Annotated in this window: 14 protein-coding genes; 10 read left to right on the top strand and 4 right to left on the bottom strand. The window is 37.2% G+C overall.

Annotated elements, in window-relative coordinates; genetic code table 11:
* Positions 1-71 precede the first annotated feature (71 nt).
* On the bottom strand, positions 72-1,175 hold the full coding sequence (lpxB, locus tag HNP38_RS14035; protein WP_184190594.1) for a lipid-A-disaccharide synthase: 1,104 nt from the start codon (positions 1,173-1,175) through the stop codon (positions 72-74).
* 162 nt (positions 1,176-1,337) lie between these two features.
* Here lpxB and HNP38_RS14040 point away from each other — a divergent pair, with 162 nt between their 5' ends.
* The 3 genes from HNP38_RS14040 (at position 1,338) to HNP38_RS14050 (ending at position 3,846) form a co-directional block, all read left to right on the top strand.
* Positions 1,338-1,847: a DUF2480 family protein gene (locus HNP38_RS14040; RefSeq protein ID WP_184190597.1), complete on the top strand. Its 510-nt coding sequence runs from the start codon at positions 1,338-1,340 to the stop codon at positions 1,845-1,847.
* 3 nt (positions 1,848-1,850) lie between these two features.
* Positions 1,851-3,113, top strand: coding sequence for a protein O-mannosyl-transferase family (locus HNP38_RS14045; RefSeq protein WP_184190599.1), 1,263 nt, complete (start codon positions 1,851-1,853; stop codon positions 3,111-3,113).
* 82 nt (positions 3,114-3,195) lie between these two features.
* A complete protein-coding gene (locus HNP38_RS14050; protein ID WP_184190601.1) occupies positions 3,196-3,846 on the top strand; it encodes a DUF937 domain-containing protein in 651 nt (216 codons plus the stop codon).
* Here HNP38_RS14050 and HNP38_RS18220 read toward each other — a convergent pair.
* On the bottom strand, positions 3,832-4,044 hold the full coding sequence (locus tag HNP38_RS18220; RefSeq protein WP_184190603.1) for a 30S ribosomal protein THX: 213 nt from the start codon (positions 4,042-4,044) through the stop codon (positions 3,832-3,834). The two genes, HNP38_RS14050 and HNP38_RS18220, sit on opposite strands and share 15 nt — an antisense overlap.
* A gap of 306 nt (positions 4,045-4,350) precedes the next feature.
* Positions 4,351-5,745, bottom strand: coding sequence for an MATE family efflux transporter (locus HNP38_RS14060; protein ID WP_184190605.1), 1,395 nt, complete (start codon positions 5,743-5,745; stop codon positions 4,351-4,353).
* Positions 5,746-6,244: 499 nt separating this feature from the next.
* On the opposite strand from HNP38_RS14060, the gene HNP38_RS14065 reads away from it, so the two are divergent.
* From HNP38_RS14065 to HNP38_RS14095, 7 genes are all read left to right on the top strand, one after another.
* Positions 6,245-6,604 carry an ankyrin repeat domain-containing protein gene (locus HNP38_RS14065; RefSeq protein ID WP_184190607.1) on the top strand — a complete coding sequence of 120 codons (360 nt, stop codon included), beginning with the start codon at positions 6,245-6,247 and terminating at the stop codon, positions 6,602-6,604.
* A gap of 256 nt (positions 6,605-6,860) precedes the next feature.
* Entirely contained in the window at positions 6,861-9,056 is a 2,196-nt protein-coding gene (locus tag HNP38_RS14070) for a S41 family peptidase (protein ID WP_184190609.1), read from the top strand.
* Between the two features lie 163 nt (positions 9,057-9,219).
* Positions 9,220-9,804 carry a DUF2975 domain-containing protein gene (locus HNP38_RS14075; protein WP_184190611.1) on the top strand — a complete coding sequence of 195 codons (585 nt, stop codon included), beginning with the start codon at positions 9,220-9,222 and terminating at the stop codon, positions 9,802-9,804.
* A 2-nt stretch (positions 9,805-9,806) separates the two neighbouring features.
* Positions 9,807-10,010: a helix-turn-helix domain-containing protein gene (locus tag HNP38_RS14080; protein WP_184190613.1), complete on the top strand. Its 204-nt coding sequence runs from the start codon at positions 9,807-9,809 to the stop codon at positions 10,008-10,010.
* A 9-nt stretch (positions 10,011-10,019) separates the two neighbouring features.
* Positions 10,020-10,454 (top strand): ankyrin repeat domain-containing protein, encoded by a 435-nt coding sequence (locus HNP38_RS14085; RefSeq protein ID WP_184190615.1) that lies wholly within the window; start codon positions 10,020-10,022, stop codon positions 10,452-10,454.
* Positions 10,455-10,605: 151 nt separating this feature from the next.
* Positions 10,606-12,360, top strand: coding sequence for an aspartate--tRNA ligase (gene aspS, locus HNP38_RS14090; protein WP_184190617.1), 1,755 nt, complete (start codon positions 10,606-10,608; stop codon positions 12,358-12,360).
* Positions 12,361-12,402: 42 nt separating this feature from the next.
* Positions 12,403-13,740, top strand: coding sequence for a WG repeat-containing protein (locus HNP38_RS14095; RefSeq protein WP_184190619.1), 1,338 nt, complete (start codon positions 12,403-12,405; stop codon positions 13,738-13,740).
* 318 nt (positions 13,741-14,058) lie between these two features.
* Here the strand turns inward: HNP38_RS14095 and HNP38_RS14100 are convergent, their stop codons facing one another.
* Positions 14,059-15,426, bottom strand: coding sequence for an amidohydrolase family protein (locus tag HNP38_RS14100; RefSeq protein ID WP_184190621.1), 1,368 nt, complete (start codon positions 15,424-15,426; stop codon positions 14,059-14,061).
* Between the last annotated feature and the right edge of the window lie 13 nt (positions 15,427-15,439).

Raw genomic sequence — 15,439 nt, forward strand, 5'->3', positions numbered from 1 at the left:
ATTGAGAGAGTTTCTTTGGAAAAAGAACAAAAAGAGCGCTTAATTTTTTGCTATAAAAGACAGATCGATGGTTAAACTTTTAAAATCACCTCAGCGGCATTTTCACTGGCTCCCTTCCCGCCCAACTTCTTTCTTAAAAGCTCATAGTCTTTTAAAACCTGCTGCCGTGTTTCGCCATGTATCATTTTGTTCAGCTCTTCTACCAGGTTTTGAGTGTTCAGGTCATTCTGTATCAGCTCTTTCACTACTTCCTTATCCATAATGAGATTGACCAGTGAAATATACTTGATATTCTTTACCAGCCTCTTGGCTATGGCATATGAGACCTTGCTTCCGCGGTAGCATACTACTTCGGGAATATTCAGCAGGGCGGTTTCCAGCGTAGCTGTTCCTGAAGTGACCAAAGCCGCTTTGGAGCATCTTAAAAGGTCATAGGTTTTATTGGAAACAAAATGAACATGATCATCCACATATTTCTGATAAAATGTTTTAGGAAGACTTGGCGCACCTGCAATGACAAATTGGTAATCTTTGAAATAAGACCTTACGGACAACATGATCTCAAGCATTTTCTCTACCTCCTGCTTCCTTGAACCGGGAAGGAGCGCAATGATCTCTTTTTCATTGAAGCCGTTTTCCTTTTTGAAAGCTTCAGCATCAATCTCCTGAAGCCTGGAAATAGCATCCAGCAGCGGATGTCCTACAAAATGGGAATGAACTCCGTGCTTTTTATAAAAATCTTCTTCAAACGGAAGGATGACCATCATTTCATCCACATATTTTTTAATGGTCTCTACTCTTCCTTCCTTCCATGCCCAAAGCTGTGGAGAGATATAATAAACCACCTTTATTCCAAGCTCTTTGGCAAATTTTGCAATTCTCAGGTTAAATCCCGGATAATCTACCAGGATCAGGATATCGGGTTGATGGTCTTTAATGTCATCTTTACAGAATTTAATATTATTCAGGATCGTTCTTAGGTTCATGGCCACTTCCAGAAACCCCATAAAGGCAAGGTCGCGGTAATGCTTTACCAGTGTTCCCCCTTGCTTCTCCATGAGATCACCGCCCCAAAACCTGAATTCCGCCTTTGGGTCCTTTTCTTTCAATGCTTTCATTAAATTGCTTCCATGCAGATCCCCGGATGCTTCTCCTGCAATAATATAATACTTCATTTCTTCTGAAATCTTTTATTGTTTTGGTCATCAGCAACCTCCTTCTGGCTTTCCAATCATCGGCTGTTATACATTATGGGAGGTTTCTATGATTAGGATAGAGAACAAATTAAGGGCATTATTGATCTTAATTTGTAAATTTGCTCAAAGATAATGATAAAAATGTCAGAAGAATTTGAAATCCGAAATAAAGTTGCAGAAAGCGGTTTAGTGAATTTTGATCTTACAGATCTTGTTCCCAAAGGGATTCGAAAGGGTATAGATCTTAAGGATTTTCTTTTTCAGGAAATGATCCTTAAGGAAAAAGATTTCCGTGAAAAAGTAGCTGCCATTGATACTGAAGAATATGAAGGAGCTTATATTTATATCTATAATTCTGCAGATGCTATTGTTCCGCTTTGGGCCTATTTCTTATTGACAGCAAAGCTTACTGATGCAGCCAAAAAGATCGTTTTCGGAGACCGTGAAGATCTGGAAGTTATTTTAATGCATAATGCCATTCAAACCCACGATTTTGAAGAGTTAAGAGGCAAAAGAGTACTTGTAAAAGGATGCTCGGATAAAGAAATTCCGGAAAATGCCTATATAGAATTGGTAGAACAGCTGAAACCTCTCGTAAAATCCCTGATGTTCGGGGAGGCATGTTCTAATGTCCCGATTGTAAAGAATTAACGTATGAAGCATCCCGCGCCTGCTATATTTATATTTTTCATCTTTTTATTTATTTATTATACAGGCAGTTTTGCCAGAATTCCCTTTGCTGACTGTGTGGGTTTTGTCCTTCTGGTGGAAAAGGGTGAATGGATGACCACTGCTACGGCCACCACCCATTTCCTATATACCAATACCGCTATTCTGATCAAAAATTTAACCGGCATGAATGCTATAGAAGCAAGCCGGTTTTTAGTGATCGCCTCAGCAGCAGCTACGGTTTCTGTTATATACCTTACGGTCAGAAGCATTACAAAAACCGATTGGATAGCGATAACAACCGCCTTTATATTCGGGCTCAGCTTTTCGTTCTGGAGAAATGCCGAAATAGTAGAAGTCTATACTTATCATTCTTTATGGATAAGCCTGTTCTTTTACTGTATGATCAAAACTTTTACGGAAAATAAAAAGGTATATATTATTCTGACTGGCCTTTTTTTAGGAATAAGCCTTTGGATCCACATCCAGAATATTTTACTGATCCCCGCCTTTCTGCTCTTCCTGTTTTATTTCAGGACGGAGAAAAAGTTTGCTTACTCTTCTTTACTTATCTTCCTGATGCTTTTCTGCTCTTTATCCGTTTTAAATGTTTTGCAGGGATTACCTGCCAATTCTCCGTTCACATCTGATCAGGGAAACTGGGTAGAAAATTCACTAAAAAAAACAACTCTTCAATATTTCCAAGACTTTATTAAATCTTTTGTTTACCTGGTTTATAATTTTAACGTATTTACTTTTTTCGGAATTGTTGGAGCGTTCTTATTATACCGCTCAGATCAAAGAATGTTTTTTGTTTTCTTTGCCGGCGCCGTATGCGTTTATGGTTTTTCCACCTTTTATGCTGTTTCTGACAACTATGTCTTTTTTCTTCCCTTCAATATCATTTTTGCTCTTTCAATAGGATATGGTTTATCTTCTGCAAAATATTCTTTTTTAAAAAAATGGTCATGGATATGTCTTTTCATTCCTCTATATGGCTATTACCTGCCCTATAAAGCTGCGTTATTCACTGAAAAAGGCAAAAATTTTCACCGGTTTAAAGAATACAAGGGAGGAATGAAGTACTATATGCTCCCCTGGATGAACAATAACGTAGGGATCGTTGAGTTTACCATTGAAAAAAGAAAAGCTTCGGAACCTGTCAATTGGATGACATTTAGTGCCCTGGAATATATACAGCTATTAAAAAGTAAAGGGTATACTGAAGAACAGATAAAAAAATTTTAACAAATTTTTAGATTTAAAAAAATTGTTACGGAATATTTTTTGATACCTTTGATTTTCTTAACAATTTAAATAAACACAAACTATGAGTTTAATCGACCTACTTACAGGGAACACCAGCAATCAGGTTGCTGAACAGGCTGAAAACAAATTCGGGATCAGCAAAAACCAGATTATTGCTTTATTGGCAGTAGCAGCACCTCTGATCATTTCTTACCTTAGAAACAAATCTCAGGATGCTAATGAAGCTGAAGCTTTAAATAATGCTTTAGACAAGGATCACGATGGAAGTATTTTAGATGATGTTTCCCAGGTAGAATCAAGACAGACCGAAGGAGGTTCTATTCTTGATCACGTTTTTGGAGGGCAGAAAAGCAATGTTGAAAATCAGCTTTCACAAAATACAGGAATTTCTATCGACAAGATCGGTCCTATATTGGCAATGCTTGCTCCGGTGATCATGGGGTATATCGGGAAAGAAAAACAACAGAACAATGTAGGAGCCGGAGGATTAGGAGACCTATTAGGAGGTATCCTTGGAAGTGCTTCAAACCAGGCACAGGGTCAGCAGTCCAATCCATTGAATGATATCCTGGGAAGCGTTCTTGGAGGTGGTCAACAGCAATCTTCAGGAAATCCTTTAAATGATATCTTAGGAAGTGTTCTTGGTGGCGGACAGCAACAGCAAGGCGGAGGATTAGGAAATATCCTGGGAAGTATTTTAGGAGGTAAATAATTGAATTAAAATACAATCACTAGAAAAGGCCAAAGAATAATCTTTGGCCTTCTTTGTTTTTTTAGCTTTTGGAGTTTCTGCGGAAGCTTCAGTTTTTTCGGAAGCAGCAAAAGACCGGGAAGCTTTTTTAGGCCTGGTCTTACCATAACTTCTCATATTGATCTTACCTCTCTTTGTTTTTTTATCTCCTTTTCCCATAATAAAGTATTTTAATGATGAATACGAAATTAAAAAATAAGTCACAAAACTCAAAGCCTCAGGCTGTTAAAATTTTATAAGAATAATTTAGAGCCTGTTTAAATTTATATTTTGAAAGTTTTTACCATTAAGAAAGACCGGAGAATAAACAAAGTACATTCCGGGTTTCTGATTTTACCTCATGTGAACTTTAATACACACAAATTATTTAACTTAAATAACTAAAGTGTTTTCAAAATCTACACACTCTGAAAAACTTTTGGACTTTTGTGGTTAAGATTTTTTGATAGGCTTAAAGGTTTAAATCTAAACTTTGATCGTTTTCCATCTTCCTCTTTTAAATAAAATAAAGGCTATAACCGTTATCAGGGTTTCTGCGACGGGAATGGATATAAACACCCCTTTCGGCCCCATCTCAAAATATTTTGAAAGCAGATAAGCAAAAGGGATCTGAAATAACCAGAATCCAAAAAAATTAACCCATGTCGGCGTCCACGTATCCCCTGCTCCGTTGAATGCATTGATCATCACCATCCCTACCCCATAGAAAACAAAACCTATGCTTATGATATGAAGCGAATTTTTGGCAAAACTTTTTATGATCTCTTCCTGTGTAAAAAAACTGACCAAAAGATCGCCCAGAAAAAAGAAGATCAGGCTCATGGTAAGCATAAAAATAACATTATACTTCACTGTTTTCATCACAGACTGCTCGGCACGCATCATTTCATTGGCACCCATATTCTGTCCCACTAAGGTGGAAGCCGCATTACTTAATCCCCAGGCAGGAAGCAGAAAAAACATGACCAGCCTTAAAGCCGTCTGATATCCCGCTGAAGCATTTTCACCTCCCGTGGTAGCTACAAGCTGGGCAAGGAATATCCAACTGCAGGATGCGATCACAAACTGGAAAATTCCGGGAGTAGCGATCCTGATGATGGATTGGATAAGCTTAGTATCCGGTTTAAAATAGCTCTGCCTGATACGAACCAATGAATCGGCAACAAAAAGATGATACAGCTGGTATAAAACCCCGGTACTTCTCCCTATCGTAGTAGCTATGGCTGCTCCTGTAAGCCCCATAGCAGGAATCGGCCCAAATCCCCGGATCAGTAAAGGGCAGAGAATGATATTGGCAATATTAGCAATCCACAAACTCTTCATCGCAATGGCTGCATTACCAGCTCCTCTGAATATTCCGTTAATTAAAAACAGCAGCATAATGATGATACTGCTCCCCATCATGATCCTGGTGAAGTTTTTGCCATATGCCGCCGCTCCAGGCTTCGAACCCATCAATATTAAGATTTCTTCCGCATATATTGCCCCTAGTAAACTCAGAACAGAGGTTACGGCAAAAGAGACCAGAATAACCTGTGCCGCACTTCTGGCAGCCTGCTCCTGGTTTTTCTCACCGATCCTTCTGGCTACCAATGCAGTAGCCGCCATACTCATTCCTATCGCAATAGAATAGATGATCGTAAGGACAGACTCCGTCAACCCAACAGTCTGTATGGCAAAACCGCTTTCTTTAAGATGCCCTACGAAATAAAGGTCTACCAGAGCAAAAACAGACTCCATGGCCATTTCCAGCATCATAGGGATCGCCAGAAGCAGTACCGCGCTTCTGATGCTGATCTTAGTATAATCTACCTCCTCATTACTAAATGCTTTTTTCAGAAAATCTATATATTTTGTCATAGCTGTTAAAATCTGTGTCAAAAATATAGATTCAAAAATGATTAATAATTGGCATATGGAAAGTTTTTGAAAAACTTTCCATCATTCATTTTTAAATTTTTAATTAACAGGAGATTTAAATTTTATTTCTATCTTTAATTTAGTATTATTTTCATTAAACATGCAGTTTGTCATGATAGAAGTATCTCTACATGGTGTGGATTCCTTCCTTTAGAGTCGTAGATTAAAAAGAGCTAAGATAGAAAAGAGAAGAGCATTTAATTAAACTGATAGATTCTGGTGAATACAATTCATATTCCGATTAAGAATTAAATGCCCTTTATTCATCAAGGGTTAGATAGAAATTTAGGAAATAAAGCCTATTAGGAAGGTATTAAGTAAAGATGAATTCCTGCTCCCGCCATTATCATTTTACCGGCTTATTATAAAGAACTATTGAATGATTAGTAGAAAGTATCAAAAAAATAAATTAGTTTTGTATAGTCTTAAAATAAAATTCATGAAAAAAATAATCTCTACTACTCTGATATTCGGAATTTCAATTTTCGCCAATATGCTGTTTGCCCAGCAAATGACAAAAGAACAAAGAAAAGCGATACAGTCCGATAATATTGCCGAATTCAAAAAACAATTTGCAGCAGCTGATTACAACAAATGTTTTGAGGTCAAAACGGACTCTTATAGTCCTCTTGCTTACAGTTCTATGTTTGGCAAAAAGAGCATTGTTGAGTTTCTGATCAGCAATAAGGCAGATATAAATAAGAACTGCGGCAGCCAGACTCCTCTTGCTCTTGCGGAAAAATTTGGAAGAAATGACGTTGCAAAACTCCTTACCAAAAAAGGAGCTGCAAAAAAATAAAACAGCATACAATATAAAAGATCAAACTTCCTTTTTGGAAGTTTTTTTTATTTTAAGACCTATTAAAATACTTGTATTTTAAAGCATCATCCCAAGAAATAATCTTCTGGCCATTGAAATAACATTAAGACTCTTTAAGAATTCATAATTAAATAATTTGTTAAAATTTTAGCTTTCATTATAAATTTTCCTAAACTAAAATCCGCCTTTACCATACCTATATTTTATCTCTATAGTTTTGAAAAAATTTTTAACCATGAAAAAAGGCCTTACCATTCTTATGCTGTTGGCATTCTTCCTTCATTTTCACGCTCAAAAAAAGATCGAGAACCTGAATTTTGAGAATTTCGAGAATAACTTTCCCAAAAACTGGGAGACCTTCGGAGAAAACCATGCAAAAATTTTTGCTGACACTCAGGAAAAACAGGAAGGAAAATCCTCTGCCGTTATTGAATCTCCGGATAAAGAAAGCTTCAAAGCCATCGCTTTTACACTTCCTGAAAATTATGCAGGAAAAAAGATCACACTTTCCGGATACATCAAAACAGAAAATGTATCGGATGAAGGGTTTTCAGGATTGTGGATGAGGATAGACCCTAAAATTGCCTTTGATAATATGAATAAGAGGGGCATTAAAGGAACCAACCCTTGGAAAAAGTATGAAATAACGCTTGATATGTCCCCTGAGAATACTACGCAGATCGTCCTGGGAGCCCTTTTGGTAGGAAAAGGAAAGATGTGGGTAGACAACCTGAAAGTAACTGTAGACGGAAAGGATATTGAAAATGCTACTGTTTTTGAAAAGAAATTATCCAAGGCCGACCTGGATAAAGAGTTTGACAACGGTTCAGCAATCAGTACTATCAATCTGGATAAGAATAATCTGGAAAATTTAAAAGCCCTGGGGCTTATCTGGGGGTACTTAAAATACTATCATCCAAGTGTAGCCGAAGGGAATTATAACTGGGATTATGAACTTTTCAGGATCTTTCCTAAAATTAACATGGCGTCCTCCGCAAAAAGAGATCAGGTTCTGGCTGCATGGATCAAAGGGCTTGGAGAGTTCCAGACTACTAAACCATCTGACCGCAGGAATGAAGAAGTAAAAATAGCTCCTGATCTGGACTGGATCACTACTTCCGGCTTTTCAAAAGAGCTGGTGGATATACTTGCAAGGCTAAAAGATGCCAAAAGGCCAAATGTGAGCTATTATGTGGGCTTTGGAAACGCCGGAAACCCGGAATTCAAGAATGAAAATCCTTATGGAAAAACAGCCTATCCGGATGATGGTGTGCGTCTGCTTTCCCTATACAGGTACTGGAATATCATTCAATATTATTTCCCTTACAAAAATCTGATCCAGGAAGACTGGAAAAATGTACTTTCGGAATTTATCCCGAAATTCATCAACGCAAAGAATGAAACGGAATACACGCTTTCAGCCTTAGAGATCATCGCACGGATCCATGATACCCACGCCAATGTCTGGGGAAATAATAAAGTTCTTGCCCAATATTTCGGAAAAAGATACACTCCATTTGAATTGACTTTTGCAGAAAACAAAGCCGTTATCAATGATTTCTATAATAAAAACCTGGCTGAGGAAGCTGGTCTTGAGAAAGGAGATGTCATTACCGAGATCAATGGAAAACCGGTTGAGAAGATCATTAAGGAGCTGTTGAAATACATCCCTGCATCCAACTACCCTACCCAATTGAGAGATGTTGCTGATAAACTGCTGATAAGCAACTCCGAAACCATTGACATTAAATTTTCAAGAAACGGAAAGGAAGAAAACAAAACACTAAAGACATATACCCTTTCCGAGATCCGGGAAGCCAGGCAGCCGAAAGATTTCTTTAAAATGCTCGATAAAAATACAGCATATTTCTATATGGGAAGCGTAAATGCTGAAAAGCTTCCTGAAGTGTTCGATCAGATCAAAAATACGGACGGGCTTGTTATCGACTTCAGAAGCTATCCGTCTGATTTCGTAGTATTCAAATTAGGAAAGCTGTTAAAAGAAAAATCTACCAATTTTGTCAAATTCACGCGAACTAAAAATGAAACTCCCGGCCTTTTTACCTTTTCTACCGGCCCTGAGGTTCCGGGAGATGGAAATGCAGCTTACAAAGGAAAAATTGCTATCCTGATCAATGAAACTACCCAAAGCAGTGCAGAATATCATACGATGGCATTCAGAACGGCGCCTAAATCAAAAGTTTTTGGTTCCACCACGGCAGGAGCAGACGGAAATGTTTCAAAAATCCTGTTACCGGGCAATATTTCTACCATGATCAGCGGAATAGGTGTTTACTATCCGGACGGGAAAGAAACCCAAAGAATAGGGATTGTCCCTGATGTGGAGATAAAGCCAACTGTTAACGGCATAAAAAACAATAAAGATGAAGTATTGGAAAAAGCCCTTGACTGGCTCCATAGCAAATCTTAAAACAAATGATCAGAAAATAATTTTAAGGCTTCCGAAAGGAAGCTTTTTTGTTATTAACGATGCTGTAAACAAATCATTTTTAAATTAGTTAAGTAATTTTACAATAAAATTTTATCGTAATACAATAAAATTTTATAAATTTACAACAAATTAAAATAAAGATATGAAACTTATTGGTGAGAACTCTCTGTCTACGATATTGAATAAACTTCTGTTAATCGGATTTTTCGGACAGGTCTTATATTTAGGCTATTTACTTTTCGGATTTATCGTCAGCTTTATCAACCAGAATACGGGAAGTCATTATTTTCCGCAGACATTCAGGGTGGGGAATTTTGGTGATGAAATCAAAAAGACAAATCCCGAAGCTTTAAGCTTCCAATTCAAAATGCCGTTTTCAGATGCGGTAACAAAAGGAGACTATACTATACACACCCTCATCTCAATTATTTTTTTCCTTGGATTTTACAGTATGTTCACCTTCTATTTATTTAAGATCTTTAAGGGAATGAGCAATGATATTATTTTTAATAAAAAAGTGATCATTTATTTAAAACAATTCGCATTGCTGAATATCCTGTTTATCCCATTTTATTGTATTCTTCTGTTTTTTATTGATCAGTCATTATACCAAATCGATCCTATATTCATATTGCTTCATCTGTCAACAGGAATCATTATCCTGTTCATTATGGAATTTTTTAAAAAAGGTTACGAACTGCAGACTCAAACTGATCTAACCATATAGCTATGCCTATTATTATTAACATAGATGTAATGCTTGCCCGGAGAAAAATGCAGTCTCAGGAACTGGCCGAAAAGATCGGGATCACACAGGCCAATCTTTCGATCTTAAAAAACGGAAAGGCCAAGGCAATAAAGGTATCCACTTTAGAAGCGATCTGCAAAGCTTTAGACTGCCAGCCGGGCGATATACTGGAATTTAAACTTTAAAAAAATATTATGAAACTAGCAAAAAAAATCATTTCAATCTTCACTATTTTTCTTGTATCCTATACTTACGGCCAAGAACTGACCAACGAACACAAACAGATGTTGAAATACGATAATACTGCTTATTTTGCCACTTTGGTCAACAAAGAAAATATTAATCAATGCTACCGTATAGAAGACAATTCCTATACATTACTGGCTTTATCTATCAAAATGAACAGTACCCAGATATTCCAGAAGCTTATTGATGAGAAGGCAGATCTGGAAAAGAGCTGTGACGGGAAAACTCCTTTGATGTTTGCTGCCAAATATGGAAATGCGGATCTCGCGAAAAAGCTTTTACAAAACGGGGCAAAAAAAGATGCCAAAACCGATAAAGGATATACAGCTCTGGATTATGCAAAAAAATATGAAAAACCGGAAGTCATTCAACTTTTAGAATAAAACCGATTTATTCTGAAAATATAAATAGGCAAATCCTTTCAGGCTTTCAAAATCTGAAAGGATTTTTGTATAAAAAACCTATCTTTGCAGACGAAAAATAAGGCTTATTAAAGTCTGACATCTAAAGTCTAATATCTAACATCTAAAACCAATGTTTCGATCACACACGAATGGAGAGCTGTCTCTAAAAAATCTTAATGAAGAAGTTACACTTTCAGGATGGGTACAAACTATCCGTGATAAAGGATTTATGATTTGGATAGATCTTCGGGATCGTTACGGAATTACCCAGCTGGTTTTTGACCAGGAGCGTTCTTCTGCCCAACTGATGGAAGAAGCTAAAAAACTGGGGCGCGAATTTGTTATTCAGGCTACCGGGAAAGTAATTGAAAGAGCCAGCAAAAACCCTAATATTCCAACCGGGGACATTGAAATTTTAGTTGAAAAATTAACGGTTCTGAATGAAGCCCAACTTCCGCCTTTTACCATTGAAGATGAAACAGATGGTGGTGAAGAATTAAGGATGAAATACCGTTATCTGGATATCAGAAGAAATCCTGTAAAAGATAAGCTCATTTTCCGTCACAAAATGGCACAAAAAGTAAGGAATTATCTTTCAGAGGAAGGTTTTATTGAGGTTGAAACCCCTGTTTTGATCAAATCTACTCCGGAAGGGGCAAGGGATTTTGTGGTTCCGAGCAGAATGAACCCGGGACAATTCTATGCATTACCACAGTCTCCGCAAACCTTCAAACAGCTTTTGATGGTAGGCGGAATGGATAAATATTTCCAGATCGTAAAATGTTTCCGTGATGAAGACCTGAGAGCAGACAGACAGCCGGAATTTACCCAGATCGACTGTGAAATGGCCTTCGTAGAGCAGGAGGATGTGATGAATGTATTTGAAGGAATGACCAAAATTCTTTTAAAAGATATTACAGGCCAGGAATTCGGAAGCTTCCCGAGAATGACATTTGCTGAGGCTATGAAAACATACGGAAATGACAAACCGGATATCCGTTTCGGAATGGAATTCGTAGAGCTGAATGAATTGGTAAAAGGAAAAGATTTCAAAATATTTGATGATGCGGAATTAGTAGTAGGAATCAATGTTGAAGGATGTGCAGAATATACCAGAAAACAAATTGATGAGCTTGTGGATTGGGTAAAACGCCCGCAAATAGGAGCATCAGGAATGGTTTGGGTGAAATTCCAGAATGACGGAGTGAAGACTTCTTCCGTCAACAAATTCTACAGCGAAGAAGACCTGGCAAAAATCATTGAAAAATTCGGAGCTAAGGAAGGAGATCTGATGCTGATCCTTTCCGGAAATGAGCATAAGGTAAGAACCCAGCTTTCGGCTTTAAGAATGGAGCTTGGAAACCGTCTGGGGCTAAGGAAAGGAAACGAATTTGCCCCGCTTTGGGTCGTGGATTTCCCATTATTGGAATTTGATGAAGAAAGCGGGCGCTATCACGCGATGCACCATCCTTTTACGTCTCCAAAACCGGAAGATATTCATTTATTGGAAACAGATCCGGGAAAAGCAAGAGCCAACGCTTATGATATGGTTTTGAACGGAAACGAGATCGGCGGCGGCTCTATCAGGATTTTTGATAAGGACCTTCAGTCTAAAATGTTTGATCTGTTGGGATTCTCTAAAGAAGAGGCGGAAGCACAGTTCGGATTCCTGATGAATGCTTTCAAATACGGAGCTCCTCCACATGGTGGTTTGGCCTTCGGATTTGACCGTCTGGTAGCGATCCTTGACGGAAATGAAGTGATACGGGATTATATTGCTTTTCCTAAAAATAATTCTGGACGTGATGTGATGATCGATGCCCCTTCTTCCATCGCTAATGAACAACTGGATGAACTGGAATTGCAATTGAATTTAAAAGCATAAATTAGAAGCGGGGATTTTTCTCCGCTTTTTTAATGATATCCCATGAAAAAACTTTTTATCCTCATTTTCTATTTAATCTCCCTTTTGATATATTCTCAGGAATTCAGAATTCCGTTCAGGTCGAAAAATCTCTGGGGTTTTGCAGATAAAACAGGGAAAATCAAAGTAACCCCAAAATATGATTCTGTTTCGATAAGTAATGATAATTTGAGATGGTTCGTCTATAAAAATAATAAGACCGGTGTCATTGATTCTTCAGGCAATGAGAAATTAGCCACAGAATATGATTCTATTGAAAGAAAACCTTTGCACAGCAGAGATAATGATTTTTACCTTTTTAAAAATAAAAAAACGGGATATGCCGATATAGGCGGAAAAATAATCTTTCCTTGTGATTATAAAGAGATCGTTGCCTGTAATGAGATCCTTATCGGTAAAATTTCAAATTTCTTTATACAAAGAGAAAACGGGAGTTTCTGGGAACTGCAGGGTTACAATCATGATATTCAGATTAATCAGATCCAGGAATTTGAAAATTTCTATGAGGGAAACTATTCGATCAAAAAAAATAACAAATGGGGATTTTATAATGTATCTCTTAAAAAATGGATCTTTAATGCTGAATATGACGAAATAGGCAGTCTGCACTATAAAGATTTTTATGAGAAGAAAAAAGAATATTCAGACTATAGATATTTCGCTAAAAAAGGCGACACCTATTATCTGTGTACGGAGGATTTTAAGATAGCGGAATTCAAAAACAAATATGACGATTTTTTTGAAGACAAAAGATCTGCCGCCAAAACATACAGCACCGTCTTTAGGGATTCCGGAGAGCCTGAGAAGAAAAGCTTTACCCAAAACAATTCTGACTTCTCTAAAGTATATAGGTTAAGTTCCTATTCCGGAGGGCCGGGACAAATAAAAATATTGCACGAAAAAAATAAATTCGGCTTACAGATTGCCGATCCGTATGAAGAAAAAAAAATTCTTCCGAAATATGATGAAATACAATTGATTGCTGAAGGCGGTTCCCATAGGAACGAGGTAGCTTTTTTCAGAAAAAAAGATAAATGGGGAATTTTCGACCTGAAAAAATTTGTCTGGGTTACTGAGGTTGCCTACAATGACATCATTCTTTCCAAAATAAGAAATATCCTTTTGGTTAAAGACAAAAAGAATATAGGATTATTTGAAATCAATGATGGAAGGACTGATTTTGATACCCAGTTTATTCCGCCGATTTATGAGAAATTCTCTACTATACAATATGCAAGATCTTTGGATGATAATTACAAAAGCTTCCATGTGTATTTTTTTATTAAGAATGGAAAAATTTATCCTGTAGGAATGAACGGAGTTCAATTTTATCAGGATTAAAATTAAATGAGATAATTAATCTAAAGCATAGTTTGTCATTCAGAGGGGATCCGTACCGTGTTGAGATGCTTTCAGCATGACAAACTATATACATATACCATTTTACCTTTAAAATTACTTTTATGAAAAATTTACTTGTTGAGGTTTTCGGCGCGGCGGCTTTGCCGCCGCGCCGAAAACCTTTATGGTATTAGTCCATCCGTAAAAATAACAGTCCTGAAAAATCAAAGGTATAAATAGAATTTAAACATGACCAAAGGCTCTGTTAGTACTGGTACTTCATTAATTCCAATCCGGATAGTTAGTCATTATCCATTGCTATTCAACGTATTTTCTCCCGCCTTTAATAACTGTAATTTTAGAAGTAAAATTTGAATAATTTTCAAAAGGATCCTGATGCCAAATGATCATATCTGCCTTTTTACCTTTTTCAACAGAGCCTGTTTCTTTTTCAATGCCGATGGTTTTTGCTCCGTTATAAGAAGCAATTTTGAAGATATCCGAAATCCTGAAGCCATGCTTTGCAAGAATGATCAGTTCCGACAAATTGACTTTCCCTCCATTGGGCATATCAGAACCTAATCTCAGGAGTATGCCTTTATCATTGATCTCTTTTACATATTTCATCATGATGGCAAAGTTTTCTTTGCTCCTGTCCAGCTGCTTTTGAGTTAAAGCCGTATCCTTACGGTCTGTAAAAAAAGTAGGTTCAATTTGTTCATAAATCCTATGAAGAGTAGTGGAAAAAGTGACATTCTTATCTTTCATTTCCTTGATAAAGGCCTGCATTTCTGCGGTTTTATGTTCACTGATGAACCGGAACTGTTCCAGGAAAAATTCTATAACTTTTGCCTCTGAATTTAAGTCTCCAAAATGGTCTTTGAACTGTTTATCCAAGAGTGCCCAATCTTCATCGCTGGTAATAATACTGTTAGGAATGGTTGCCAGATGTTCATAGTTCGTAAGCCCAAGTTTCAGGGTCTGGTTGATATTCAGGTATTCAGGATTAAAATCTCCGATATGACCGAACATTTTCATATTCAGGCTGTCTGCCGCTTTAGTCACTGCCGAAAACTCAGGTTCTTTTAATCTATAGTATAATTTGATGTTTTTGATTCCCAAATTATGATACTCAACGATTTTTTTCCCGGCCATTTCCGGGGAAGTAACTTCTGTATGGGCGATATAAGGGGTACGGTTGTCTTTTGAGATCAAAGCACCGCCGCAAAGATAAAACTCAACAGATCCGTGATCCGGCTGATTCTGCCATTTTAAAAGGGGCTTAATCCATTTTTCAGGCTGTCCCATGGTCATCACCGTAGTCGTACCGTATGGTACATACTGATCTGATAACGCTTTCCTCATCATGGGCAGTTTATCCTCCTGTAAATACTCCGGTGCTTTTTCATAATCTCCAAATATATCCGTCGGATGAATATGGGTATCAATAAAACCGGGTGTTACCAATTTTCCCGAAGCATTAATCGTTTCTTTACTTCTATAATCTTTTTTTCCGGAGATCTCTTTTATAATGCCATTCTGAATTAATACTGTCCGGTTTTTTTCTACTGTTCCTGACCTTACATTCAAGACATTGGCATTGGTAATTTTAAGATCATAAACTTCACGGGTGCTACAGCTAAAAACCGCTAGTATTCCGATCAGCCCTGTTAATATACTCTTCATCCATACAGTTTTT

Origin of the sequence: Chryseobacterium defluvii (assembly GCF_014204415.1) — a bacterium.
GTDB classification, from domain to species: domain Bacteria; phylum Bacteroidota; class Bacteroidia; order Flavobacteriales; family Weeksellaceae; genus Chryseobacterium; species Chryseobacterium defluvii_A.

Excerpts from the sequence above, each read along its gene's own strand:
- HNP38_RS14095 (WP_184190619.1), top strand. The coding sequence starts at position 12,403 with ATGAAAAAACTTTTTATCCTCATTTTCTATTTAATCTCCCTTTTGATA.
- aspS (WP_184190617.1), top strand. The coding sequence starts at position 10,606 with ATGTTTCGATCACACACGAATGGAGAGCTGTCTCTAAAAAATCTTAAT.
- HNP38_RS14065 (WP_184190607.1), top strand. The coding sequence starts at position 6,245 with ATGAAAAAAATAATCTCTACTACTCTGATATTCGGAATTTCAATTTTC.
- HNP38_RS14070 (WP_184190609.1), top strand. The coding sequence starts at position 6,861 with ATGAAAAAAGGCCTTACCATTCTTATGCTGTTGGCATTCTTCCTTCAT.
- HNP38_RS14060 (WP_184190605.1), bottom strand. The coding sequence starts at position 5,745 with ATGACAAAATATATAGATTTTCTGAAAAAAGCATTTAGTAATGAGGAG.
- HNP38_RS18220 (WP_184190603.1), bottom strand. The coding sequence starts at position 4,044 with ATGGGAAAAGGAGATAAAAAAACAAAGAGAGGTAAGATCAATATGAGA.
- HNP38_RS14075 (WP_184190611.1), top strand. The coding sequence starts at position 9,220 with ATGAAACTTATTGGTGAGAACTCTCTGTCTACGATATTGAATAAACTT.
- HNP38_RS14040 (WP_184190597.1), top strand. The coding sequence starts at position 1,338 with ATGTCAGAAGAATTTGAAATCCGAAATAAAGTTGCAGAAAGCGGTTTA.
- HNP38_RS14045 (WP_184190599.1), top strand. The coding sequence starts at position 1,851 with ATGAAGCATCCCGCGCCTGCTATATTTATATTTTTCATCTTTTTATTT.
- HNP38_RS14085 (WP_184190615.1), top strand. The coding sequence starts at position 10,020 with ATGAAACTAGCAAAAAAAATCATTTCAATCTTCACTATTTTTCTTGTA.
- HNP38_RS14050 (WP_184190601.1), top strand. The coding sequence starts at position 3,196 with ATGAGTTTAATCGACCTACTTACAGGGAACACCAGCAATCAGGTTGCT.
- HNP38_RS14100 (WP_184190621.1), bottom strand. The coding sequence starts at position 15,426 with ATGAAGAGTATATTAACAGGGCTGATCGGAATACTAGCGGTTTTTAGC.
- lpxB (WP_184190594.1), bottom strand. The coding sequence starts at position 1,175 with ATGAAGTATTATATTATTGCAGGAGAAGCATCCGGGGATCTGCATGGA.
- HNP38_RS14080 (WP_184190613.1), top strand. The coding sequence starts at position 9,807 with ATGCCTATTATTATTAACATAGATGTAATGCTTGCCCGGAGAAAAATG.